Source organism: Clostridium sp. UBA5712, assembly GCF_002419845.1.
GTDB lineage: Bacteria > Bacillota > Clostridia > Clostridiales > Clostridiaceae > Clostridium_J > Clostridium_J sulfidigenes.
This window is the reverse complement of the sequence record NZ_DIGW01000014.1, coordinates 56,312-80,062: the sequence shown is the minus strand read 5'-3', so window position 1 is coordinate 80,062 and position 23,751 is coordinate 56,312. Positions and strand designations below refer to the sequence as shown.

At 32.3% G+C, this 23,751-nt stretch carries 24 protein-coding genes; all 24 read right to left on the bottom strand.

Features of this window, described 5'->3' with window-relative positions; genetic code table 11:
- Positions 1 to 5: 5 nt before the first annotated feature.
- The gene (gene fliD, locus B3B03_RS11340) at positions 6 to 2,033 is read right to left on the bottom strand and encodes a flagellar filament capping protein FliD (protein WP_346877355.1); all 2,028 of its coding nucleotides are present in this window, start codon (positions 2,031 to 2,033) and stop codon (positions 6 to 8) included.
- A 12-nt stretch (positions 2,034 to 2,045) separates the two neighbouring features.
- Positions 2,046 to 2,435, bottom strand: a complete 390-nt coding sequence (gene fliS / locus B3B03_RS11335) for a flagellar export chaperone FliS (RefSeq protein WP_346877354.1) — start codon at positions 2,433 to 2,435, stop codon at positions 2,046 to 2,048.
- A gap of 15 nt (positions 2,436 to 2,450) precedes the next feature.
- Positions 2,451 to 2,798 carry a flagellar protein FlaG gene (locus B3B03_RS11330; protein ID WP_346847867.1) on the bottom strand — a complete coding sequence of 116 codons (348 nt, stop codon included), beginning with the start codon at positions 2,796 to 2,798 and terminating at the stop codon, positions 2,451 to 2,453.
- Positions 2,799 to 3,026: 228 nt separating this feature from the next.
- Positions 3,027 to 3,242 (bottom strand): carbon storage regulator CsrA, encoded by a 216-nt coding sequence (gene csrA, locus B3B03_RS11325; protein ID WP_346847866.1) that lies wholly within the window; start codon positions 3,240 to 3,242, stop codon positions 3,027 to 3,029.
- A gap of 4 nt (positions 3,243 to 3,246) precedes the next feature.
- A complete protein-coding gene (gene fliW, locus B3B03_RS11320; RefSeq protein WP_346877353.1) occupies positions 3,247 to 3,648 on the bottom strand; it encodes a flagellar assembly protein FliW in 402 nt (133 codons plus the stop codon).
- A gap of 321 nt (positions 3,649 to 3,969) precedes the next feature.
- Positions 3,970 to 4,905, bottom strand: coding sequence for a flagellar hook-associated protein FlgL (gene flgL, locus B3B03_RS11315; RefSeq protein WP_346877352.1), 936 nt, complete (start codon positions 4,903 to 4,905; stop codon positions 3,970 to 3,972).
- Positions 4,906 to 4,930: 25 nt separating this feature from the next.
- A complete protein-coding gene (gene flgK / locus B3B03_RS11310) occupies positions 4,931 to 6,619 on the bottom strand; it encodes a flagellar hook-associated protein FlgK (RefSeq protein WP_346877351.1) in 1,689 nt (562 codons plus the stop codon).
- A 10-nt stretch (positions 6,620 to 6,629) separates the two neighbouring features.
- Positions 6,630 to 7,040 (bottom strand): flagellar protein FlgN, encoded by a 411-nt coding sequence (locus B3B03_RS11305; RefSeq protein ID WP_346877350.1) that lies wholly within the window; start codon positions 7,038 to 7,040, stop codon positions 6,630 to 6,632.
- Positions 7,041 to 7,328 carry a flagellar biosynthesis anti-sigma factor FlgM gene (gene flgM / locus B3B03_RS11300; protein WP_346847861.1) on the bottom strand — a complete coding sequence of 96 codons (288 nt, stop codon included), beginning with the start codon at positions 7,326 to 7,328 and terminating at the stop codon, positions 7,041 to 7,043.
- Between the two features lie 121 nt (positions 7,329 to 7,449).
- Positions 7,450 to 8,634, bottom strand: coding sequence for a flagellar motor switch phosphatase FliY (gene fliY, locus B3B03_RS11295; RefSeq protein ID WP_346847860.1), 1,185 nt, complete (start codon positions 8,632 to 8,634; stop codon positions 7,450 to 7,452).
- The gene (gene fliM / locus B3B03_RS11290; protein WP_346877349.1) at positions 8,627 to 9,622 is read right to left on the bottom strand and encodes a flagellar motor switch protein FliM; all 996 of its coding nucleotides are present in this window, start codon (positions 9,620 to 9,622) and stop codon (positions 8,627 to 8,629) included. Before fliM ends, fliY begins: the two co-directional genes overlap by 8 nt.
- Before the next feature lie 26 nt (positions 9,623 to 9,648).
- The gene (locus B3B03_RS11285) at positions 9,649 to 10,047 is read right to left on the bottom strand and encodes a chemotaxis protein CheW (protein ID WP_346847858.1); all 399 of its coding nucleotides are present in this window, start codon (positions 10,045 to 10,047) and stop codon (positions 9,649 to 9,651) included.
- 16 nt (positions 10,048 to 10,063) lie between these two features.
- Positions 10,064 to 10,423 carry a response regulator gene (locus B3B03_RS11280; RefSeq protein WP_346847857.1) on the bottom strand — a complete coding sequence of 120 codons (360 nt, stop codon included), beginning with the start codon at positions 10,421 to 10,423 and terminating at the stop codon, positions 10,064 to 10,066.
- A gap of 17 nt (positions 10,424 to 10,440) precedes the next feature.
- Positions 10,441 to 11,034, bottom strand: coding sequence for a chemotaxis protein CheC (locus B3B03_RS11275; RefSeq protein ID WP_346847856.1), 594 nt, complete (start codon positions 11,032 to 11,034; stop codon positions 10,441 to 10,443).
- Between the two features lie 10 nt (positions 11,035 to 11,044).
- On the bottom strand, positions 11,045 to 13,201 hold the full coding sequence (locus B3B03_RS11270) for a chemotaxis protein CheA (RefSeq protein ID WP_346877348.1): 2,157 nt from the start codon (positions 13,199 to 13,201) through the stop codon (positions 11,045 to 11,047).
- 11 nt (positions 13,202 to 13,212) lie between these two features.
- A complete protein-coding gene (locus B3B03_RS11265) occupies positions 13,213 to 13,977 on the bottom strand; it encodes a protein-glutamate O-methyltransferase CheR (RefSeq protein WP_346847854.1) in 765 nt (254 codons plus the stop codon).
- Positions 13,977 to 15,104, bottom strand: a complete 1,128-nt coding sequence (locus B3B03_RS11260) for a chemotaxis response regulator protein-glutamate methylesterase (protein ID WP_346847853.1) — start codon at positions 15,102 to 15,104, stop codon at positions 13,977 to 13,979. The genes B3B03_RS11265 and B3B03_RS11260 overlap by 1 nt, the downstream gene beginning before the upstream one ends.
- Before the next feature lie 25 nt (positions 15,105 to 15,129).
- A complete protein-coding gene (locus B3B03_RS11255; protein ID WP_346877347.1) occupies positions 15,130 to 15,618 on the bottom strand; it encodes a chemotaxis protein CheD in 489 nt (162 codons plus the stop codon).
- A 3-nt stretch (positions 15,619 to 15,621) separates the two neighbouring features.
- The gene (locus tag B3B03_RS11250) at positions 15,622 to 16,080 is read right to left on the bottom strand and encodes a chemotaxis protein CheW (RefSeq protein ID WP_346867717.1); all 459 of its coding nucleotides are present in this window, start codon (positions 16,078 to 16,080) and stop codon (positions 15,622 to 15,624) included.
- Positions 16,081 to 16,091: 11 nt separating this feature from the next.
- On the bottom strand, positions 16,092 to 17,855 hold the full coding sequence (locus B3B03_RS11245; protein ID WP_346847850.1) for a FapA family protein: 1,764 nt from the start codon (positions 17,853 to 17,855) through the stop codon (positions 16,092 to 16,094).
- A 93-nt stretch (positions 17,856 to 17,948) separates the two neighbouring features.
- Entirely contained in the window at positions 17,949 to 18,770 is an 822-nt protein-coding gene (locus B3B03_RS11240) for an aminotransferase class IV (RefSeq protein WP_346847849.1), read from the bottom strand.
- 2 nt (positions 18,771 to 18,772) lie between these two features.
- Positions 18,773 to 19,411 carry an HAD-IB family hydrolase gene (locus tag B3B03_RS11235; RefSeq protein WP_346848211.1) on the bottom strand — a complete coding sequence of 213 codons (639 nt, stop codon included), beginning with the start codon at positions 19,409 to 19,411 and terminating at the stop codon, positions 18,773 to 18,775.
- 140 nt (positions 19,412 to 19,551) lie between these two features.
- Positions 19,552 to 19,944, bottom strand: a complete 393-nt coding sequence (locus tag B3B03_RS11230) for a DUF1292 domain-containing protein (protein ID WP_346847848.1) — start codon at positions 19,942 to 19,944, stop codon at positions 19,552 to 19,554.
- 173 nt (positions 19,945 to 20,117) lie between these two features.
- On the bottom strand, positions 20,118 to 23,630 hold the full coding sequence (gene nifJ, locus B3B03_RS11225) for a pyruvate:ferredoxin (flavodoxin) oxidoreductase (protein WP_346877346.1): 3,513 nt from the start codon (positions 23,628 to 23,630) through the stop codon (positions 20,118 to 20,120).
- Positions 23,631 to 23,751 lie beyond the last annotated feature (121 nt).

Sequence of the window (23,751 nt, the reverse complement as noted above, 5' to 3'; positions counted from 1 at the left end):
ATATACTACATTCCTAATTGAGATGTAAGATAACTTTGTTGTGCATTAAGCTTATTCATCATAGATTCTATGGTTGCCCATTTAGAATATAGCTGCTGTTCTCTTTTAGCAAAATCCTTCTCCATATCTTCCATCTTTCTATCATATTTTTTTATAGCTTTTGTTATCTCACTATTAACTGATGAAGCTGAACCTTCTATACCAACTTTTTTAATTAAACTTGATGATATACTTACAGTTTCATTATATAGTATGCCTTTTAACCTTTGAGCAACGCCTGTTGATTTATTCTTTTCTAGAGCAGATAAACTATCATCTGATGGTGGAGTTGAAATAAATAATTTCATTACATCTTCTAAATTATTTTCTAAAGCATTAGTAAGTTTATCTTCATCAATAACAAAAGTTCCATTTTTAGTTCCTTGATAGTCTGCAACTGGTTTAATACCAAACTTCTCTAAATTTCCATCTACTCCATCTACAAGACCTCTCATAGCACTCTTCATAGAATTTGCTATTCTTGATACATCAGAATCTTTATATAACTGTCCTTGCTTAACCTTTTCATTCCAAATTTTTATCTCATTCTCTGACATTTCTTTCTTTTGCTCATCTGTTAATGGCATATAGTTTTTATTTCTTTTTTCTATAGTTAAGGTGTTAAGTTTTTCCATAAGCTTATTATAATCGTTAATAAAATTAACAAGCTTATCTTTTACCCCAGCAGCATCATTTTTACCATTTACACTTATCCCTTCTGCTGGTATTTCTCCTGTAAATTTAAAAGTCATTCCATCTAAAGTTAACGTATTAGAAATACCAGTATGGGTAAACACTCCACCTTTATCATCTTTTACTACTATTTCAGCGTCTGTGCCTTGTGATGACATTGTTGTACCATCTAATATACCTACATCAACTTTACCATCTGCTCCAGCTTTGGTAGAAGTAAATATAATCTTACTTGTATCAACTTCATCTAACTTAGCAGTTACCTTTATGTTTTGTTCTTTTAATACCTTATTTAAATATTCTACTTCTTGTCCATCAACTGCTTTAGATAAGTCAATAACATTTCCATTAATAGATATAGTTTTCCCTTTTATATCAGCTGCATTTAAAGTATTAGTAGTATAAGTAGCATTTATTCCACTAGTAAAAGTTCCAGTATTACCACTTATTTTGATATTAGGATCTTCAACTTTACTTCCTAATACTGTGCTACTAAAAGTAATATTTCCACTGTCATCAATTTCCGCAGTTAATTTTTTATCTTTCAATTTACTCTGTAATAACTTCTCTATATCATCATTAACATTTTCAGGTGTAATATCAATAGTTACTATCTCACCATTTACATTTATTTCGCCATTAGCATCTTTTAAATCCTGAACTGTAAAACCAGTTACAGTTGCGGCTGTTGCATCTATTCCCTCTACTATAGTTCCTACTAATGAACTTGTCCCACCTATTGTAAATGTACTATCCTTACCTAAAACTGTAGATTCAAAGATAAATCCACTTTGATTTCCAGCTTCTGTTCCTGCAAAATCACTATATCTAACCGATACATTCATTCCTGCTGCTTTTAATTCTTTATTTAAGTTTTCAGCCCTTGCTTTTGCTGTATCACCTTGTAGCGTAAATTCTTTTCCATTTATCACAAGGCTATTACCTGAATCTAGTCCCTCTGTCACTATTGCCTTAGCTGCTGTGGCTGTATTCCCTGTTACTGTGTAATTTCCCGGCTTTACATCACTACCACCAGTTACAGTTAACACATTCTCATTGGATGATTGAAATTTTACTGTTGACCAATTCTTGCTTAATAGTAAACTATCTGTTTTCGCAACATCAAAATACTTATCATAAAGTTCTTTAGACTCCTTAATTAAGTCTCTGTAAAGTTGTTGTTTTATCTCCATTATGTCTTTTTGTTGCTTCTGTTGTTGAATTTTAATTCTATAGGGCTGCATAGTTTCCTTGACTAATTGGTCCATATCCATTCCTGTGGCAAGTCCTGTTATTCTCATACTTAGTCCTCCTTATCTTTTTCCTTTTGAAACTTCATAAGCTTCCTGCCATGTGTTTCTTACTTCTTCTATAAGTGGCATAACTTCATCTATAATTTTTACATCCTTTTTAATGTTTGCCTGGAAAAGTCTTTCTTTTATAAACTCATATATCTTATACATATTCACTGCCCATTCACCGGCATTTTGATCTAAAGTAATCATAAGCTCTGTAAATATATCTTGAGTTTTCACAAGATTTTCATGACTACCTTTTACATCTTTATCTAATATAGCTTGTCTAGCCATTTTAGCAAATTTTACAGCTCCATCTAAAAGCATTAATAGCAATTGCTCCTTAGAAGCATAATTAACACTATTACTTTTGTACGCGTTATATGCATTAGCACCTGCATTATACATTTTATCTCCTCCAGTTTAGGCCTTTTTGTCTACAAGTATCCCCACCATTTCACACATTTTAGCAACCATATCTAGGATTTTTTTTGGTGGTACTTCGAGTAATACATCCTTGGTTTTATTATCTACTATTTTTATCATTATCTGATTAAATTTATCATGTACCTCATACTCTGCATGGATATCTTCGTCTTCCATAAATTTATTAAGTTTATCAACAGCCTTATGAATCTCTTCTAATTTATAATTTTGATTTTTATCTATAGCTTCCTGTGTCGTTGCATTATTTTGTGATATAGGTTGAACTTCTCTTGCTGGAGTTACACCTTCCATGGCTCTTCCAACATTAACTCTACTAACTTCCATATTAATTCCCCCAAATTATAATATTTTATAATAAATGTTTCGGTAAATTATATTAATTATCTTCCCTGATATATATACTTAACCTCTCAACCCCGCACTATGACAACAACTAGTTAACTATTTAACTAGTTATATAGCTATATAGTTTTATACTTATATAGCTAACTATTTATATAGTCATATAGTTAAAAGTGTGAATATTTAACTATTTGGGGGTTATGTATAAAATTATTTTTTTATTTTAGGTAATAGCTCCATGTTTATTTTAGAAGCATTGATGTTTTCTTCTCCTACTTCTTTATAAAGCTCACTTCTTAATATTTTAACTTCCTTAGGTGCATTGATAGATACCTTAACAGAGTTATCGTCAATTTTAACTATAGTTATCTCTACATTGTCTCCAATTTTAATTCCTTCACCTGGTTTTCTTGTTACCACTAGCATACTATCACTCCTTTATTAAGGGATGTTTAATGCTATAGTTTTCCCTATCTAGAATCATTTGATACCCTAAGTTATTTTTTGAATTTATTATAATAGGAGCCTTTAAATTAGTAGTTATCTTCTTAACATCACTATTAAGAGTAACCGTATTTAAAATCAAAACATCTTCAGGAGCTTCTATCTTAAGAGAATTTATAACAGCCTCTGTTAACTTAACTTCATAATCCACTTTGAAATCAAAGGGAACTATAGTAACAAAGCCAATATTCACATCCTCTGTAGACTTAAGGGTCTTAAAAGGCTCTGACCCTTCTATCTCCTCAAGAACAAAAGTTTTTAAACTCTCAAACCCCGGCAACCCATTATTAAAGGTAATAATATTCTTTTCTTTTTCCTCTACGGCCATAATGACACCTCTTATCTCTATTAATTACTGCTTATCTACTATCAACTTTTATGTGACTTTCTTATATTTGAAAATTCTTTGTAGTGACAAGGATAAGTGGTGCAGAAGCAATAAAATTTGTGATTCTCGAAACTCTTAGTTGTAGCGTTGTGAAATTACCGTAACTCTTGCCACTGACGGCAAGAGCCGAGCTCTGAGCCAGGATGGCCAATAGTGAGGATAGGTAATTTCACAAAAGCGTAGACTTAGAGTTTCTTAATTAAAAATATGCTTCAAACACTTATCATGTCACGGAAAAGAATTTTCATAGCCTACAAGTCTCTATAAAAAGTCTAGAATTGATGGCTGAAGGACTTTGGAGCTAGTTTGTAGGGATGCTACGTAGATGGTTCTTGCTACAGCCATCTCCATACTCTTTTCCATGAAATCTATATCTTCATTACCAGATAGTATTTCTGTAAGGTTTTCATTTTGTGCTGTATTCAGCTCCTTAGCACTTTCCATCCTATTTTGCACAGTACCAACCTTAGCACTTATACTAATCATATTTTCTATTACCTTATCCATCTGATCCAAGTTTTCTCCTACAACCTTAGACTTACCATTTACATCACTCAAGTTATGTAGAAGGTCATCAAAGAATTGTGTAACTTCAATATCATTACCTGCTTTGTCCTTAAACTTTAAAACTTCTACAGCATTTACATTGTAATCCACTTTAACACCAGAAGATATCTCTACTTTTAGAGATTTATTTATAATATTTTCATCTCCTGATATACTTATGGAATTTTCACCTGTTACCCCATCTAAATTTACTTCTACTGGTTTTAAAGCTCCATCTTTACCACCAAAGATATACTTTCCATCAAAGCTAGTATTTAAGATCTGTCCAAATTCTGCTACTCTCTCATTTATCTCTTCTTTAATAGCAGTAAGTTCTGATGAACCATAGGCAGCATTTCCAGAAGATACCATAAGTTCCCTTATTCTTTGAAGACACTTAGTACCATTGCTTAGAGCTGTGTCTGTGGTATCCATCCAGTTTATAGTATCCTTTATATTAGTGTTATATTGTTTATTAGCATTTATTTCTGAATACATCTGCATGGATCTTGCTACTTTAAAAGGGTCATCTGAAGGTTTTGAAAATACCTTACCAGTATTTAATTGCTTTTGTATTTTGTTTAAGCTATTTAAGTTAGTATTCATATCACCTAAAAAGCCACTAACCATTACACCATGAGTTATTCTCATTTTATCACCTCAACTTCTTATCTTTTTATCTAACTAGACCAATTACTACATCAAGGAGTTGATCTACCGTTGTTATTACCTTTGCATTAGCTTGGAAGGCATGTTGGAATTGTACAAGATTTATAGCTTCCTCATCTAAGGATACTCCTGAAGTTGAAAGTCTTCTTTCAAGAAGTCCCTTTAACAAAGTGTTTTGGTTTTTAACAATTCTAGTAGCTTCCTCAGACTGAACTCCTAACTTATTTATAGTATTTTTAAAGAATCCCTCTACCTTGACTCCTCCATCTATAGTATTAAACTTTGGTACCTCTCCTCCAGCAGTAGTACCTAGATGTTCCTCTACAAAAGCTTTATAGTCATATACTGAGCCATCCTTCTTTTTACCACTTTGAATACTATCTATATTAAGGCCAAAATCTCTTAGGCTTGCTAATGCTCCTGCTCTATCTCCATCAGTAGAACCTGAACCCTTACTTGCTCCAGCCTGAATTAACATAACATTTTTTAGGATATCTGAATTCATTGTTATATTTCCTGCTGTAATACCATCGTAATCAAGAGGGTCATTTCCTGAATTAACAAAGAAGGCATACTGTTCACCTGCTGGAACTCCTTCTGTATGAATAGCATTTACTGCAAATGCTAAAGTCTTTGCCAAGGTATTAACTTGTTCGATGTAACTTTCAGCATCTTCGTGAATTGATTGAAGTCCACCTAGTCTTCCTGAGGATGGATTAAATATTTGATCATTATTTAATGCTCCACCTGTAAGATTCACACTTCCATCTTCTTCAGTAACAAGTACTCTTCCATTATTTAAATTTTCATATTGCTCATCAGAAATGGTAACTCCTGTTAATGTAACCTTATTTTTATCTGAAGTCATATCTCCATTTTTATAGTATTCTATATCATAACTTCCATCTGGATTTTTTGTTAGTTTATTTACAAATCCTAATTTATTAATATCTTGAGAATCTTTATTTCTTATTAGATTCATAGAGTCATTATCTTCTGGTTTACAAGTAATTCCATTAAGTATTTGATTTCTAGTATCGATACCAAACTTTGTACTTAGCTCATCTAAAAGTAAATCTCTGCTATCTAATAAGTCATTCGGATTGTTCCCTGCAATGGTAACAGTTATTATTTCTTTATTTATAGAATTTAATTGATCAAGAATAGTGTTTACTTCAAAAAGGTTGTTTTGTATTTCTTTAGCTGCATTATCCTTAGTATCATTTAACTTCTTATAAGTATGATTTAATTCATCTGCTAAAGCTTTTGCCTTTTGAGCTACTACTGTTCTAGCATCAGACTTTTCTGGATTTTTAGAAAGAGTTTGCCAAGCATCGAAAAACTCCGACATAAGTTCTGACATTCCTGTATCAGAAGGTTCATTAAAAATACCTTCAATTTCTGATAAGTAATCTTGTCTAACACCATAATTTCCAAGAAGAGAGCTTTCTTTTCTTATTTGAAAATCAAGAAACTGATTTCTTGTTCTTTCAATAGAACTTACTGTTACTCCTGTACCAATCTGTCCTACGCCCCCTGCTATGGTTTGAGGTCTTGCTGTTTGAAGTACAATATGTTGTCTTGAAAAACCTGGCGTATTAGCATTTGAAATATTATGGCTAGTTACATTGATATATTGCTGTTGAGCAAACATACCGCCCTTTGATGTATTTAATGTTGCAAATAATCCTGACATAACCTTCTCCTTATCTCTTTATTTTTCCATATCCATTATAAACTACCGGCTCTTTTTTAGGACTTATCATAGCTAACATAGAATTTGTATAGCTAAGACTTTGTTTTATTAGTAGTTCATTAGTTTCCTTTTGAATTACTAAAGCGTTAATAGCTTTAACCATCTCATCATATATATGAGTAATTTCCTTTTCATCTACTTCTTCTACTATTTTTTTAATAGATTCTTTACCTGTTAAGCTTCTTCTTAAACCTTCAGCTCTTGCTAAGTTTCTACTACAATCATCAATATCTTTAGTTATAGCTTCTAATTTAAACACATCTTGAAGAACCAATAGTTCATGTTGAGCTTCTAAAATATCTATAAGAGCCTTTATTGCCTTTAGCTCTTCTTCTAATATTCCTTTAAGCTGGTTTTTCATCTATTGTCCACCTTTCCCATATGCCATCATAGCCTTAGCCAAAACCTGTGAATCCACAGTATAGGTTCCTTTAGAAACTCTACTTTTTATCTTTTCTACTTCTTTATCACTGATACCAACACTTTCTTCTTCTAATGCTAATTTATTCAAGCTCTTTCCTAAAGTTGAAAGCTGACAAGTATCCTTAACCATATCCTTGTTTGATTTAGAATTTTCTGCTTTAGCATTTTCTTTAGTCTTATAGCTATTTACATATAGAGCGTGAATATTTCCATTATTAATTTTCATGTTTTCACTCCCAACTACTTCTCTCTACCTTTATACTCGAACCTATTTAATTAAAGTTTATAGGGTTTTTTAGTAAATTTTTTACAAACTTGTTATTGCCTCATTAATAGAAAAAAAGTCTTTACTTAGAAAGACTTTTTACTCTATCCTCTCCACTAGCAATTTCAGTAATTTTAACGCCAAAGTTTTCATCTACTACAACTACTTCACCATGGGCAATTCTTTTACCGTTGATAAAAATGTCTACTGGTTCCTCTGCTAGTTTGTTTAATTCAATTAAAGAACCTCTAGTAAGAGCTAGAATATCTCTTATATTCTTCTTTGTTCTACCAAGCTCTACTGATAATTCTAATGGAACATCTAATATTAAGTCTATATTTTTAGGCATTTCTGCACCTCTAATTTCTTCTAGTTGTCCAAAGGATGCTTGCTTCACGTTAACAGGTTCTTCATGATTTTCTACAATTCCTTGACCTTGAACACTGTAATTATTTTCATTTCTATTAGTGTCTTTTGAAGCTATTTCATTAGCTACAACTTCATTATTCATAGAAATTTCTTTAGGCTCAGCTACAACTTTCACTTCAGTTGATGCCTTTGTAGATTCTGATACTGGTGCACCTTCCTCAGTTCCCATCATAATACTTACAATTTTCTTTGCTGTAGCAATTGGTAATATTTGAACAATATTACTATCTACTAGATCACCTATAGTCATTCTAAAAGAAACATTCACTATTTCTTCGTCTGCAGATATATCTGTAGATATTTCCTCTGAATTTTCATCACAAACAGAAGATATAGGAGGTGATATATTTACCTCTCTACTGAACATAGTTGCCATGGAAGTTGCTGCTGAACCTATCATTTGGTTCATAGCCTCCTGAACAGCACTTATTTCTAATTCAGAAAGTTCATTTGGCGGCTCTACAACACCATCTCCACCCATCATTAAGTTTGCTATAACAGCTGAATCTTCAATATTTATTATAAATAGATTTCCCCCAACTATTCCACTGACAAATTGAACATCTAATACTATATTAGGTGTTTTAAAGCTTTTTTTCAGCTTATCTAATGTACTAAGAGTTATAGTTGGAGTTGTAATATTTACAGGTTTACCAACTACAGCTGAAAGCGCTGTGGCTGCTGTGCCCATAGATATATTTCCTACTTCACCTAATAAATCCTTTTCTAAATCTGATAATTCCTCAGCTGGTTCATTAACTGGTTCAGTTTCCGAAGAACCACCATCTCCATTTAGAAGTGCATCTATTTCCTCTTGTGAAAGAAACGAATTATCCATCATTCTCAACTCCCTTGTCAATATATTCAATTATTTGAACTGCCTTATTCTTACCCTTTAATCCTGGTTTAGCTTTAAATAGAAGTTCATCTTCAACATAAATATCAACTGTACTATCATAACTTCTATCTAGGGTAACAATGTCTCCTGTAAATAAATTCAAGAAGTCATTTACGGAAATCTTCGTTTCTCCAAGGACAGCCTTCATTGCTACATCTACATTTTTTATAGTTTTGTTTATATTTGCTTTTACCTCTTCACCTTGTTCATTATCTATGGTGCTGAACCAATTTTTTATAACCAAGTTGTCTAAAACTTTTTCTATGCTTAAATACGGAATACATATATTTATAAGTAAACTTGTATCAAACATATCTACACTAAAAGTTACTAATGCTACAGGCTCATTAGGAGCTAGAATTTGATTCAATGCTGGATTAGTTTCTATACTATCTAGAATTGGTTCTACTTCCATTACATCTTCCCAAGCTAACTTTAACTTAGAAATCATCTCCTGATTAACATGCTTAATAATGTTTTTTTCTATATCTGTGAGTTCCTTAAATTTAGGCTTTTTGTCTCCACTTCCTCCAGCTAGAACATCAAATATTCTAAGGACAAATTCCTCGTTAGTCTCTAATATTATTTGACCATCAAGGGGAGGCATTCTAAACAAATTAAGCACAGTGGTGCTTGGAATAGAATGTATAAATTCTTCATAGGTTATTTGTTCTACACTTTCTATCTTCACCTTAACATTACTTCTAAGCTGAGCTGTTAAGTAGTTAGATACTATCCTTGCATAATTATCGTGGATAACTTCTACTGCTCTAATAACATCCTTAGAAAACTTTTGTGGTCTTTTAAAATCATAATTTTTAATTTTAACGTTTTCTTCATCTTTTTCAATGTCACTTGGTTCTAAGTCACCAGAAGACAAGGCAGATAAAAGTGCATCTATTTCACTTTGCGATAAGGTTTCTGCCATATTCTACCTCTTTCTACCCAGTGGGTCTATTGTAGTAGTTTATCAATATCAATCATAGTTAATATTCTATTTTCAAGATTTATAAGTCCTTTTATAAAAGGCTTATTTTTATCTTCATGAACTCTTTTAATCATATCTTCTTCCACATTCATGACTTCTTCTACATGGTCTACAGTTATTCCAACCTGCTCACCATCTAAATCTATTACTATAATGTTATTATTGTTTTCATCACTTACATTCATACCTAAAAGAAGATTAATATCTAATACGGAAAGTATACTTCCCCTTAGATTTATAAGTCCTTTAATATATTTTTCCGCTTTGGGAACCTTTGTGATTTTCATTAGTCCGTTTATTCCTTGAACTTTGCTTGTCTCTACTGCGAATTCTTCGTCACCTATTGTAAAAACCACAACTTGCACTAAAATCCCTCCCATATTATCCTAATACTTTTTTTATAGCTTCAAGTACCCTGTCTGCTTGGAATGGTTTAACTATAAAATCCTTTGCTCCAGCCTTTATAGCATCCATAACCATGCTTTGTTGTCCCATTGCACTACACATAACTATCTTTGCACTTGGGTCAAATGCTTTTATTTGTTTAACTGCTTCTATTCCATCCATCTCAGGCATTGTAATATCCATGGTCACTATATCTGGTTTTTCTGCTTTATAGATCTCCACTGCCTTAATTCCGTTATTAGCTTCTCCAATAACTTCATATCCATTCTTCTCTAAAATATCCTTAACCATCATTCTCATAAAAGTCGCATCGTCTACTATTAATACTCTTGCCATTTTCTACATAACCTCCGTTAATTTAATCCTAATGATTCTAATATTCTTTCCAAAGACCCTGGCGCTGGGATAAAATAAAAATCACCTTTTAAGTCTTCATTCTCCTGAGAAAATCCTGTTTCTATATCTAATACATAGTCATTAAATTGACCAGATTCAATGAAAGTTGTGGAAAGCACTGCTGTAAGCATGTCCTTTGCTACTGCCGGTACCGACGGGAATAGCCTTAAATTAGTCATTTGACTTATGGCATTCATATAGGTTGCAAATATTATGTTACCTATTTCTCCAAGGGCTGAATAACCTAGTTCATTTAACTCTTCTCCCTCTTGCTTTCCAACTAGCATTTCTGCAATCTTCATCATTGTAGCTGTATCAAACATAAATAATATATTTCCTGGGGCTTCACCAAGAACTCTTGCAATTACCGCATAAACTACAGTTTCTTCATCTACCCTTTCAAAAATATCCTCTAAGGAAATAACATTTACCCGGGGAACTGATATTTGAATCTCTTTCCCCAAGATTTGCGCCATGGCTGTAGCTGCATTTCCAAGACCTATATTGCCTATCTCTCTCAATGCATCTATTTGTAACTCGGTAAACTCCATAGCTCTCCTCCTAAATAAGTGCTGCTACATCTAAAATTAAGGTTACTAATCCATCACCTAATATGGTAGCTCCAATATATTCTTTTGTGGATTTTAGTATATTTCCAAAGGTTTTAATAACTATTTCCTTTTGTCCTAATAATGAATCAACTAGTAAGGCAACTTCTTTTTCGCCAACCTTTGCAAGTATTACGTATTTTTTCCCATAATCCTTACTTTCTATATCTAATTTATCATTAATTCTTACTAATTTAAACACCTTATCATTATATACCACAATTTCTTTATTATTTGTTCTTTTAATTTCCTCTGGATTATATTCCATAACTCTATCGATAAATCCTAAGGATATAGCCATAGTCTCTGTTCCAATCTTAACAAGTAAGGATTGAATTATTTGTAGAGTTAAAGGCAACTTTATTATAAAGGAGGTTCCTTTTCCTTCTTCACTGAATACATCTACGGTTCCTCCAAGGCTTGAAATTTTTGTTTTTACAACATCCATTCCAACTCCTCTTCCTGATATATCAGTAACTACTTCATTAGTACTAAACCCTTGAGAGAAAATAAGATTTTTTATATCATTATCACTCATCCCTTCAGTATTAATACCAACTTTCTCTGCCTTAGCCTTAACCTTTTCTACATTGATACCACTACCATCATCTTCTACCTTTATAACAGCCTTGGTACCTTCAGAATAGGCAATTAATTTTATCTTTCCTGCTGCTGGCTTACCTTGACTAATTCTTTTTTCTGCTGACTCAACTCCATGGTCTGCAGCATTTCTAAGTAAATGTATTAAAGGTTCACCTATCTCTTCAATTACAGTTCTATCAAGCTCTGTATCCTGTCCTTGAATTTCAAAATCAATCTCTTTATTTAGTTCCATTGATAAATCTCTTATCATTCTTGGGAATCTATTAAATACTACATCTAAAGGTAACATTCTAATCTTCATAACTAAATCTTGAAGATCAGTAGTAGTTCTTGCTACTTCTTCTAAGGTTTCATTTAATTCCACAATCTTATGATTAGCACTTATTTGCTCTAATCTAGTTCTATGAATTACTAGCTCAGATACCATATTCATAAAGTTATCTAATCTTTCTAAATCCACTCTAACAGATTGTCCAACACCTTTATTTTTATGTTTTACTGGTTGTTTTTTATTTTCCTCTTTGGTACTAGGTGCTGTTTCTACAGTTTTTGCCTTAAGATTATTTTTTGAATCCTTCAGCTCTACTACTTTGTTAGAACTTTCTTTGTCTTTAGCAATTTCAGCAGTATTTGTAGCCTTAGTACTAGTAGCTAAAGCTGTGGCAGCAACTTCATTAGCTCCTTTAGCATTGCTAATACTTTTACCATTTTTAACCAAGTAACTTATGTCTCTTACATCAACTTGCCTTATTTCAGATATTCCATTAATAGAATTTCTTATTATGTCTTGAGATGTTTCTGTTACAAATACTAAATCAATATCAAAATCAAAATTTTCACTTTCTAAATCTTCAAGCTTTGGATTTGATTTTAGGATTTCTCCATTCTCCTCTAAAGTCTGAAATAAAATAAATGCTCTAGCAGATTTTAAAATAGTTTTTTCATCAAGTCCAACATGAACATGGAAGGTATTGAAATTATTCTTTAAAGCTTCCTTTAAGGTATCAATATCATATTCATCAAGACCTAAGTCTACAATCTCCTCACTGCCAATTATATCTTGTACCACTTCTTTATCTTTATTCTGAATTACCTCTGATGAATTTTCTTCCTTTTGGATGTTTTCATTTCCCTCTGCTATCTTTACTAGCTGAGTTACAATGTTATTAATCTCTAAGTCTCCATCACCTCCATCAGTAATATCACCTACCATGGATTCTAAAATATCTAAACAATTAAACAATACTGTTACCACTTCATGGGTTACTTTAAGTTGTCCCTCTCTAAACTTAGAAAGTACATCCTCCATCTTATGGGTAAGTTCTGCCATTTTAGTATAACCCATAGTAGCAGCCATTCCTTTAATGGTATGTGCAACTCTGAAAATCTGATTTAATATTTCCATATCTTCCGAATCATTTTCTAATATAAGTAATGACTCATTTAATAGTTGTAGATTATCACTTGACTCTTCTAAAAACATAGATAGATATTGAGAAGTGTCCATGTTACCCCTCCTTAAATTTTCTTATAGATAAATGTTGAAAGTTTCTCAAAACCAAAATTTTTATATCCATATATACTTTCTGTAGCACCTATAAATAATAAACCTCCTGGATTTAATGCTTTAGAAAACCTTTCATAAATTTTTTCTTTTACTTCATTAGTAAAATATATAACCACATTTCTACATACAATTATGTCAAAGCCACCTTCATAGCTATCTAATATAAGATCATGTTTTTTAAAGGTTACTAGATCTTTTACTTCCTGGTTAATTATAAATTTTTCCCCCTCATGTTTAAAATACTTATGAAGCTTAACTTTAGGTATGTTTTTAATATCTCCACTTACATACTCTCCTGCTTTTGCTCTTATTAAGATGTTAGTATCTATATCCGTAGCTAATATCTTATGCCTAACACTAGGAGTCATCTCCTTTAGCATCATAGATATAGAATAAGGTTCTGCACCAATAGAGCAAGCTGCACTCCATATTTTTAGTGGTCTGTTATAGGATAATTCACTTTTCATAAAATTTTCAAGTTCCTGAAATATTTGTGGGTTTCTATAGAACTCTGTTACATTTATCGTAACATAATCCAAAAACTTTTCCCTTATGACCTTATCTTTTTTTATTAATATCATATATTCATCTAAATCTTTAGCTCCAGCTCTAGACATAATAGTAAGTATTCTTCTATGTAACTGAGCTGATTTATAGCCAGACAAATCTAAATTAAACTCTCTTAATATAAAACTTTCAAACTTTGTAAAATCCATTAATTCTTCACATCCCCCAGTACTATATTAGCTATTCTTTTACTAATATCATAAAGTGGAATAACTTCGTCTATCATATTAGTTTCATAAGCTGCTTTAGGCATTCCATATATTATACAAGTAGACTCATCTTCTGATATAGTGGCTCCACCTGCTTTTTTAACTTCTATAATTCCATCAGCCCCATCTCTTCCCATGCCAGTGAGGATAATCCCTAATAAATTCTCTCCATATACCTTAGCTCCTGATATAAACAGCTTGTCTACAGCTGGCCTCACTCCCCACATTGGAGGTTCTAAATTTAAGGTTATAGTTTTGTTTCTACTTATCTCCATATGTTTACCACCAGGTGCTATATATACAACATCCTTTTCTATGGACATACCTTCCCTGGCTTCCACCACCTTAACCTTAGAAAATTTATCAAGTCTTTCAGCAAATGCTTTTGTAAAGCCTTCTGGCATATGCTGAACCACTAATACAGGAACCCCTAATTTTTCTGGAAGATTTGTAATGACATTAAATAATGCCTTAGGACCACCTGTAGATGCCCCCATTACAATTGCTGAGATTTTTTTATTACCTATCTCTTTACTTCTTATAGCTTCAGGCATTGAGTCTCTTTCTCTTATTTTCAATACTGTAGAAACTCTATGTATTTCTCTTTTTTTATCTTCTTTAATGTCAACATCTTTTGTGTTACTAACGGAAGAAGTCTTTCTAACAAATCTGATGCCTCTTATTTTTGAAACTAAAATTTCTCTAACTGCATTAATGTTTAAAGAAATTGAACCTGATGGTTTTGGTACAAAATCTATAGCTCCATTTTCTAAACATTCCATAGTTTCCTCGGCACCATCTTGTGTTAAACTACTAATCATAATAACTTTAGTAGGTATCTTTAACTCCATTATTTTCTTCAAAGCTTCTATTCCATTCATCTTTGGCATTTCAATATCTAAAGTGATAACATCTGGAACCTGCTTTTTTAACTTTTCTAAAAGATCTTCTCCATTTCTTGCAATTGCTATCACTTCCATGTCATCTTCCATATTTATCATGTCTGATATCATCTTTCGCATTAAAGCGGAGTCATCTACAACCATAACTGAAACCTTTTGTACCATATGTAATCACTCCAATCATTAATTTCTATATAATTTTAATACCTTCTCCTACAGTTTTTACATATAACTCCCCTGTTACTGTATCAAAGGTTATTGTTCTTCCTTTAGTTCCTCCAATTTCTTCACTATCTATAGGTATCTTTCTAGCCTTTAATATACCCTTAACTGCTAGGCTATTTCTAGCACCTATATCCATATTAACCTTACTGTCTGCAAAGTTAAACATAGACGCTCCACCAGCAATCTTAGCTCTTAGATCCTTTTCTTTTGCACCATTTTCTACCATTTCTTTAATCAGAATAGGTATTGCAAGATTAGCAAACTTTATTTCATTTGCTATCTTATTAAACTTTTCACTGTCTGGAAGCATAATATGGGCAAGGCCTCCAATTCCACTTTTTTTATCTATTATGGCAATACCAATACAAGAACCTAGCCCAATTGTCATAAGTCTATCTGGACATTTGGCTATTTTATAATCTGCAATGCCTACTTTTATCTCCTTGTATTCCATAGCTTACCTTTCTATTTTCTCCTTTTCATCCTTTGAAAGAAGTTCATTTAAATTTAAAAGTAAAATAATAGTATTTTTGTTCTTGTCTTTTATTATACCCTTCACATATCGCTTCGATATATTAGAAGATATATCTGGTGTGGGTTCTAAATCCTCAACTTTCCTAGATATAACTTCATTAACAGCTTCTACTATAACTCCCATGGCACCATCTTCGTTTCTAGCAACGATTATTGAACCATCCTTTTCTTTATCTTCCAGATTATATATTCCAAATTTTTTAGCTAAACTAATAACTGGTAATATTCCATCTTGATAATTTATAACTCCCTGTAAAAAATCTTGTGAATCTGGAATTTTTGTTGGCTCTTCATAGTTTAGAATACGTTCTACCTCTCTAATATCTGCTGCAAAGCACTGGTCTCCTAATCTAAACACAAGTAATTTAAATTCCTCTGCCACTTTTACCCCTCCTAAATTTTAAACTTATCAACAATTAAATCTCGATTTTTATCTATATATACATGAACATTTTTGCATGTTTCATCCATTATAGTTTCCATATTTCCAACTATAAACTTAGTATTTAAGTAAGCAACATCACAATAAATATGTCCTTCCTTACCTACTACGACCTCCGTCATAACCCCCGAAGGTGAACCTACTACCTTAGCCTTAATTTCACTTTCCGCCTTAACTTTTCCACCTCGAAGCTCGCATTGACCTTCTCCTGTAAAATATATACCCTTTTCTGCGTAAACATTGGATTTATAAATACCTTTTCCATTTATTATCAAGCCCCCAGAGCAAAATACTGTACAATCTTGAATGTACCCTATTGTAGCATCTGAATTAATATCCTTCATAGCTTCTATGGCCTTTATTTTCTCTTCTGCCAAAGTTTTAACCTTAATTAGTTCTTCTACACCACTTATTAACATGTAGTTCTTATTAGCATATTTAATCTTTAACACTCTAAATAATTCATTGTTATTATCATTAATTTCAACCATTGTATTTAATACTTTATTAATTATCTTTGTTATCAAAGGAAATTTACTCTTTATAACAAGGGCTATAATATCACAATCTCTTATATTCCCCTTTATATCTCCACCTTCTTTAACAGCTATTACAGCCTTATACAAGCTATGAAAACTATCCACTATGGCAGATAACTCTTCTAAATATCCTTTAAACTCAGAGAACTCACTTCTAATCTTTATGGTAGATGAAATTGCACTACCAATAATTTGCATATCTCCCTCTGACCAAAGACTACATCTTACTGCATTTCCCTTTATAATTATGGTATTTCCTGATTTAACCTTCATACCTTCTTTAACATCAGCATTAATAATTACATCGCCTATAAAATTAATATCCCCTGTAGTTATATCTACATCACTAAGAACCTCATGAACATTATTAACCTGAAAAATACATCCCTTTACTTGAGGTTTTCCCTCCATTGTAGACACTATAGTATCCTTATCCTTAAATTTGCATCCTGATTTTACCATCATGTCCTTAACTTTTCTTTTCTTTGGTTGGATAGGTTGTGAAAATAGGTTAATACCTATGGTACCTTCTTTTCCTACAGTACGCTTTGCAAGGATATCATCTTTCTTCACACTTGTTATACTACCTATAGATTTAAAATCTACATTACCACTTTGGTCACTTTTAAATCCTTTATGGGTACTAGTATCAAAATATACTTCTAATACATCATCTATAGGTTCAATAGGTTCCTTTCCTCTAGCAACTACAACATTTTCTATCTTGTCCATATTTTTTATGTCATCTAACATCTTATTGTCAATCCCATAAACTATGTTCTTATCTTTAAGTTCTTTTAATAATTCATCTCTTGTATATTTAGGTGGAAATTTCTCTCCTTTTACCTTTGCATTTAATGTAATCATAGGTGCTTCTGGTGTATCTTCTAAAGTATAAATTACTTCTGGACTATAGTTTATTGATATACTAGCTGTCATTTTGTCTTCACTAATATTTATATTCAATTCTCTTATTGCCTTAGATTCATTAAAAATTATATCTATCTTACTTTCAGAGCTAACTCTAGCTCTTCCTTTTACTTCTTGTTCATCTACAAATAAACCAACATCCTTGCCCTTTACAATCCAAGGACCCTCAGAAATATTTTCTTCATCAGTAATAATCAGTTTGCCATCAAGTACTTTTGCAGTTCCCCTTAATGTCTTATTTTCCACATTATCACCCCTAATACATAATACAGATCATTTCCTTCTAAAATACAAAAACAATACTATAATATATTATCGTATTGTTTTTGACATACTTTACTATTTACTTGTTTTATAATTCTTCAAGTTTCTTGTAATTAATTCTTCAAATTTATCTTTTATATCATAAATTCTTTGATAAATTTTATCATATTTTATAATACCTTCAACTTCATTTATAGGTAGCACCTTAGGAGAAGTTCCAGATATAAATAATCCATCTAAATTTTTTATATGTTCATAATGAATATTTTCTTCTCTTACCTTTAAGCCCAATTCTTCACAAGCTTTTATTATCTCACTTCTAGTTATTCCTGGAAGTACCCCTTCTACTGGGGCTGTAATTATTTCATCACCCTTGATCATAAATATATTGGACTTGCTTCCCTCTGTAATGTACCCTTTACTATTTACTAAAATAGCTTCATAACTGCCACTAGCATCTATTTTTTCATTAACTTTTCCCCTAAAGGAATTATCTATAACCTTTGCATTAGGATTATGTCTTTCTCCAAAATAAAGAATAGTCTTTACTCCATTACTATACATATCCTTAGTTGGATAAGAATGCTTTATAAAAAATATAAATAGATTATCCTTATTTATTACAAGCTTTAAATTACCATTTTCAACTCTGTTTAGAGTTATTAACTTTCCTATGTACTCCTTAATCTTATCCATAGATATAAGTTCTTCTTTTTTTTCTAACTTTAAAGAATTTTCAAGCCTAGCTAAATGTTCATCTAAAAATAGAGGAGCTCCATCTATAACCCTAATAACTTCATATATGCACTTACCTTCTACCACATATATATCTTGAAATTCCTCCCTTTCATAAGCTTCATCATTTTTTATAAAGTAATCATTTATACAATTCTCCATAATTATCGCCACCTTAAAATCTCTAATTCATGATTCTTCTTATAATTTATTAAATATCCCTTGCCAACTAACTTCAAAAGAGGTAAATCCGAAAGAGAATCAGAAAACATATAGGAATTTTTAAAATCCACTTCTATATTGTCTTTTATTAATTCCTCCATTAATCTTTTTACCTTTGCTTCACCTTTGCAATTTTCCCCTAAAATTTTAGGATTAAATTTTCCTTCATCAATATGAAACTTAGTTCCAATAACCTTATCTACTTCTTTTATACTATAAAATTCATTAACATAAAACTCAGGAGAGGCAGAAATTAAATATATCTTATAGCCCTTTTCCTTAAAGTCCTTAATTGCTTTAATTGCATCTTCATACAATATACTCTCTATCTTTTCCTTATAAAATCTTTTCACTAGCTTCTTTAAGTCTTCCTCACTGGTTCCTGCTAAAAATCTTAAAAAATTCTCCTTAGTTCTTCCAGCATTATAAACCTTTAAACCATAAAAAATACCAGTTATTATATGTGATGGTAAGTACCTAAGTAACTTCCTATCCTTCTTAAGCATATATTTATATAATTCTATAGAAGTCTCCTTTTTAGTTAATGTATAATCAATATCAAATATAGCTAGTTTTTCCATGTGAAATTGACCTACTTTCATGTTATTCTTAACCATTGATCATCCATTCCATATCCTTCTTAATATATTATTTCCATAGGAGAATATGGAGTAGCTAAGCATAAAAGCCGCTATATAAATAGCGGCTCTTAAAAGTTTAATTAGTTTTCACTATTTTCATTTGCAAGTAATTCTTCGTAATATGCTTTTGCTGCATCATACTCTGAATCTTCTGGTACAACAAGTTCTCCTACTTCATCATCACCAACTACTTTAAATAAGTATATTGAACCATCATCTGGATTTTGTACTAAGGCATATTCATTTTCTTCAAATAAAAATCCATCAACTATTTCACATTGAGTTACATTTCCTTCTTCATCTTCTAACTCAACGAACATTGCTTCGTGCTCTCCGCAGCCACAACCACACTCTTCGTGCTCATGTTCATGGTCGTGTCCTCCACAGCAGCATTCATGACTTTCTTGCTCATGTCCTCCGCAGCATCCTGTTTCTTTTTTATCTTCATTATTTCCACAACAGTTATTTCCCATATTAATAGCCTCCTTAAATAATACTCCTCTTCATTGTACCCTTAATCTTCATATTTTAGAAGTGTTTTATAATATTTTAATACAAAGTTTTTATTTTCATCCAACAATTATCCTAATTTTGCATAAAGAAAAGGGCTGCCCCAAAACGGAGACAACCCTTAAATTATTTAAAACTATTGTTGAGCTGCAAGTTTTTTATAAGATTCTAATCTTTCTTTTGCATCTTGTTCAGTCTTAACAAATAATTCCTCAGCTACTTCTGGGAACATTTTTTGAAGTGATGCATATCTTACTTCGTTTAATAAGAAGTCTCTGAAAGATTCAGTTGGCTCTTTAGAATCTAAGCTAAATGGATTCTTACCTTCTTCTTTAAGAGTTGGGTTGAATCTATATAATCCCCAATATCCGCAAGCAACAGCTTTTTTAGATTCTAATTGAGTATTACCCATTCCTGTCTTAATTCCATGGTTGATACATGGAGCATAAGCAATTATTAAAGATGGACCTGGATATGCCTCTGCTTCTCTTATAGCTTTAAGAGTTTGAGCTTGGTCAGCTCCCATAGCTATTTGAGCAACATATACATAGCCATAGCTCATTGCCATCATTCCAAGATCTTTCTTCTTAGTTCTCTTACCTGAAGCTGCAAATTTAGCAATTGCTGCAGTTGGAGTAGCTTTAGAAGATTGTCCACCAGTGTTAGAGTAAACTTCTGTATCAAATACAAATACATTTACATCTTCTCCTGATGCTAGAACGTGGTCAACACCGCCATATCCAATGTCGTATGCCCAACCGTCTCCACCAAAGATCCATTGAGATCTCTTAACGAAGAAGTCTTTGAATTTATATAACTCTTCCATTGTTTCGCAGCAAGTTTTGTTTGCTTCGATTAATGGAAGTACTTTCTTAGTAGCAGCTTTTGAAGCTTCTGCATTATCTTTATTCTCTAACCATTCATTTAAAGCAGCTTTTAACTCTTCATTACAACTTGTTGATACTGCTTTTTTAACTAAGTCAGTAAGTTTTTCTCTTTGGTGATTAGCACCTAAGAACATACCTAAACCGAACTCAGCGTTATCTTCAAATAATGAGTTAGCCCAAGCTGGTCCTTTACCTTCTTGATTCTTAGTGTATGGAGTTGAAGGAGCACTTCCTCCCCAAATTGAAGAACATCCTGTAGCATTAGCTATCATCATTCTGTCTCCAAATAATTGAGTTATAAGCTTAGCATATGGAGTTTCTCCACAACCTGCACAAGCACCTGAGAACTCTAGAAGTGGAGTCTCAAATTGGCTACCTTTAACTGAAGCAACACCTAATGGATTTTCAGGTTTTTTCATTTTAACTGTGAAATTCCAAGACTCTATTTGATCCTTTTGAGTATCAAGAGGTTTCATAACTAAAGCTTTTTGTTTAGCTGGACAAACTTGTGCACAGTTTCCACAGCCTGTACAATCTTGAACAGCTACAGACATTGTGAATTTTAAGCCTTTAAGTTGTCCGCCTTTTGCATCTGCAAGCTTAATAGCTGCTGGTGCATTAGCAAAATCTTCTTCTGTTCCAATAGATGGTCTTATTGTAGCATGAGGACATACATAAGAACATTGGTTACATTGGATACAATTTTCTGGAATCCATTCTGGTACGTTAACAGCTATTTCTCTCTTTTCATAAGCAGCTGTTCCATGGTCAAAAGTACCATCTTCTCTTCCTTCAAAAGCACTTACAGGAAGTTTGTCTCCTTCTTGTCTATTCATAACTTCAACGATGTTTTTAATGAAGTCAGGAGTATCCTTCTTACATTCATTTTTATCTTCTGCATTTTTCCAAGCTTCTGGAACGTTAACTTTAACTATAGCATTAACTCCAGCATCTATAGCATCGTTGTTCATTTTAACAATTTTTTCACCTTTTTTACCATAAGATGTTTGAACTGCATCTTTAAGGTATTTAATAGCTTCATCTACTGGAATAATTTCAGCTAATTTGAAGAAAGCAGCTTGACAAATCATGTTAATTCTTCCGCCAAGACCAATTTCTTGAGCAACTTTTACAGCATTTATTGTGTAGAAGTTTATGTTATGCTCAGCAATATATCTCTTCATTGATGCTGGTAAATGTTCTTCTAAATCTTTTTCATCCCAAATACAGTTTAATAGGAATGTACCACCATCTTTAATTCCAGCTAATACATCATAGCTATTAACATAAGATTGGTTATGACATCCAATGTAGTTAGCTTGATTGATTAGGTATGGAGATTTAATCTCTTCTTTACCAAATCTTAAGTGAGACATTGTTACTCCACCAGATTTTTTAGAGTCATAAGCAAAGTATGCTTGAGCATACATGTCTGTATGGTCTCCTATAATTTTTATAGCACTCTTATTAGCTCCAACTGTTCCGTCAGATCCTAATCCCCAGAATTTACACTCAACAGTTCCTGCTGGTGTAGTAGCTATAGTTCTTGTAATGTCTAGTGATGTATTTGTAACATCATCAACTATTCCTATAGTGAATCCATTTTTAAGTTCTTTTTCTTTTAAGTGATCGAATACAGTAACTATTTGAGATGGAGTAGTATCTTTTGAACCTAATCCATATCTTCCACCAATAATAACTGGTCTTTCAGCTCTATCATAGAATGCATTTCTAACATCTTGATATAGTGGCTCTCCAGCAGATCCTGGCTCTTTTGTTCTATCTAATACAGCAATCTTTTTAACTGTTGCTGGCATATGTTTAAAGAAGTGTTCTAATGAGAATGGTCTATATAAGTGAACTTTAACTAGTCCAACTTTTTCTCCCTGAGCTGTTAAGTAATCAACTGTTTCCTCAGCAACATCACATACTGAACCCATTGCAACAATTACTCTCTCTGCATATGGTGCTCCATAGTAATTGAATAGGTGGTAATCAGTACCAATTTCTTTATTGATCATTTCCATATATTTTTCTACAACTCCTGGAATTGCATTGTAGAATGGGTTTGAAGCTTCTCTAGCTTGGAAGTATATATCAGGGTTTTGAGCTGTTCCTCTAGTTACAGGATTCTCTGGGTTTAAAGCACTTGCTCTATATGCATCTACTGCATCCCTATTTAAGAATTTTCCTAGAGTTTCATAGTCCCAAGTTTGAATTTTTTGTATTTCATGTGATGTTCTAAATCCATCGAAGAAATGTAAGAATGGAACTCTACCTTCAATAGATGCTAAGTGAGCTACTGGAGCAAGGTCCATAACTTCTTGAACGCTATTAGTAGCAAGTAAAGCAAAACCTGTTTGTCTTGTAGCCATAACGTCTTGATGATCTCCAAATATGGATAAAGCTTGTGCTGCTAATGCTCTAGCACTTACATGTAAAACACCTGGAAGTAATTCTCCAGCAATCTTGTACATGTTTGGAACCATAAGTAATAATCCTTGAGATGCTGTGAAAGTAGTTGTTAATGCACCTGCTTGTAGTGAACCGTGAACTGCTCCAGCTGCGCCTGCCTCTGATTGCATTTCCATTATCTTTAGCTTTTGTCCGAATACATTTTCTCTACCTTGTGCTGCCCACTCATCACAGTGTTCAGCCATTGGTGATGAAGGAGTAATTGGGTATATAGCTGCTACATCAGTATATGCATAGGCTACGTGAGCTGCGGCGGTGTTACCGTCCATAGTTTTCATTTTTCTCATTGTAAGCAACCCTCTTTCTTCTATAAATATTTTATTAGCAAACTCATAATCTTATTTTTTCTTTGTGAAAATGCTATCATGAATTCACTTATATTTAGCTATTTCTCTAAGACATATTAAT

What these genes read in the sequence shown, in the direction of transcription:
- flgM (WP_346847861.1), bottom strand. Translation starts at nt 7,328, where the DNA reads ATGAAAATTAATAATGGAAATATTCACGCTCTATATGTAAATAGCTAT.
- B3B03_RS11330 (WP_346847867.1), bottom strand. Translation starts at nt 2,798, where the DNA reads ATGGAAGTTAGTAGAGTTAATGTTGGAAGAGCCATGGAAGGTGTAACT.
- fliW (WP_346877353.1), bottom strand. Translation starts at nt 3,648, where the DNA reads ATGGCCGTAGAGGAAAAAGAAAAGAATATTATTACCTTTAATAATGGG.
- B3B03_RS11305 (WP_346877350.1), bottom strand. Translation starts at nt 7,040, where the DNA reads ATGAAAAACCAGCTTAAAGGAATATTAGAAGAAGAGCTAAAGGCAATA.
- B3B03_RS11275 (WP_346847856.1), bottom strand. Translation starts at nt 11,034, where the DNA reads ATGGAGTTTACCGAGTTACAAATAGATGCATTGAGAGAGATAGGCAAT.
- fliM (WP_346877349.1), bottom strand. Translation starts at nt 9,622, where the DNA reads ATGGCAGAAACCTTATCGCAAAGTGAAATAGATGCACTTTTATCTGCC.
- B3B03_RS11235 (WP_346848211.1), bottom strand. Translation starts at nt 19,411, where the DNA reads ATGGAAAAACTAGCTATATTTGATATTGATTATACATTAACTAAAAAG.
- B3B03_RS11265 (WP_346847854.1), bottom strand. Translation starts at nt 13,977, where the DNA reads ATGGATTTTACAAAGTTTGAAAGTTTTATATTAAGAGAGTTTAATTTA.
- fliD (WP_346877355.1), bottom strand. Translation starts at nt 2,033, where the DNA reads ATGAGAATAACAGGACTTGCCACAGGAATGGATATGGACCAATTAGTC.
- fliS (WP_346877354.1), bottom strand. Translation starts at nt 2,435, where the DNA reads ATGTATAATGCAGGTGCTAATGCATATAACGCGTACAAAAGTAATAGT.
- B3B03_RS11240 (WP_346847849.1), bottom strand. Translation starts at nt 18,770, where the DNA reads ATGGAGAATTGTATAAATGATTACTTTATAAAAAATGATGAAGCTTAT.
- B3B03_RS11255 (WP_346877347.1), bottom strand. Translation starts at nt 15,618, where the DNA reads ATGGAATACAAGGAGATAAAAGTAGGCATTGCAGATTATAAAATAGCC.
- csrA (WP_346847866.1), bottom strand. Translation starts at nt 3,242, where the DNA reads ATGCTAGTGGTAACAAGAAAACCAGGTGAAGGAATTAAAATTGGAGAC.
- B3B03_RS11260 (WP_346847853.1), bottom strand. Translation starts at nt 15,104, where the DNA reads ATGGTACAAAAGGTTTCAGTTATGGTTGTAGATGACTCCGCTTTAATG.
- B3B03_RS11270 (WP_346877348.1), bottom strand. Translation starts at nt 13,201, where the DNA reads ATGGACACTTCTCAATATCTATCTATGTTTTTAGAAGAGTCAAGTGAT.
- B3B03_RS11230 (WP_346847848.1), bottom strand. Translation starts at nt 19,944, where the DNA reads ATGGGAAATAACTGTTGTGGAAATAATGAAGATAAAAAAGAAACAGGA.
- nifJ (WP_346877346.1), bottom strand. Translation starts at nt 23,630, where the DNA reads ATGAGAAAAATGAAAACTATGGACGGTAACACCGCCGCAGCTCACGTA.
- flgK (WP_346877351.1), bottom strand. Translation starts at nt 6,619, where the DNA reads ATGTCAGGATTATTTGCAACATTAAATACATCAAAGGGCGGTATGTTT.
- flgL (WP_346877352.1), bottom strand. Translation starts at nt 4,905, where the DNA reads ATGAGAATAACTCATGGTGTAATGGTTAGTGGCTTTTTAGGTGATATG.
- fliY (WP_346847860.1), bottom strand. Translation starts at nt 8,634, where the DNA reads ATGGATAATTCGTTTCTTTCACAAGAGGAAATAGATGCACTTCTAAAT.
- B3B03_RS11280 (WP_346847857.1), bottom strand. Translation starts at nt 10,423, where the DNA reads ATGGCAAGAGTATTAATAGTAGACGATGCGACTTTTATGAGAATGATG.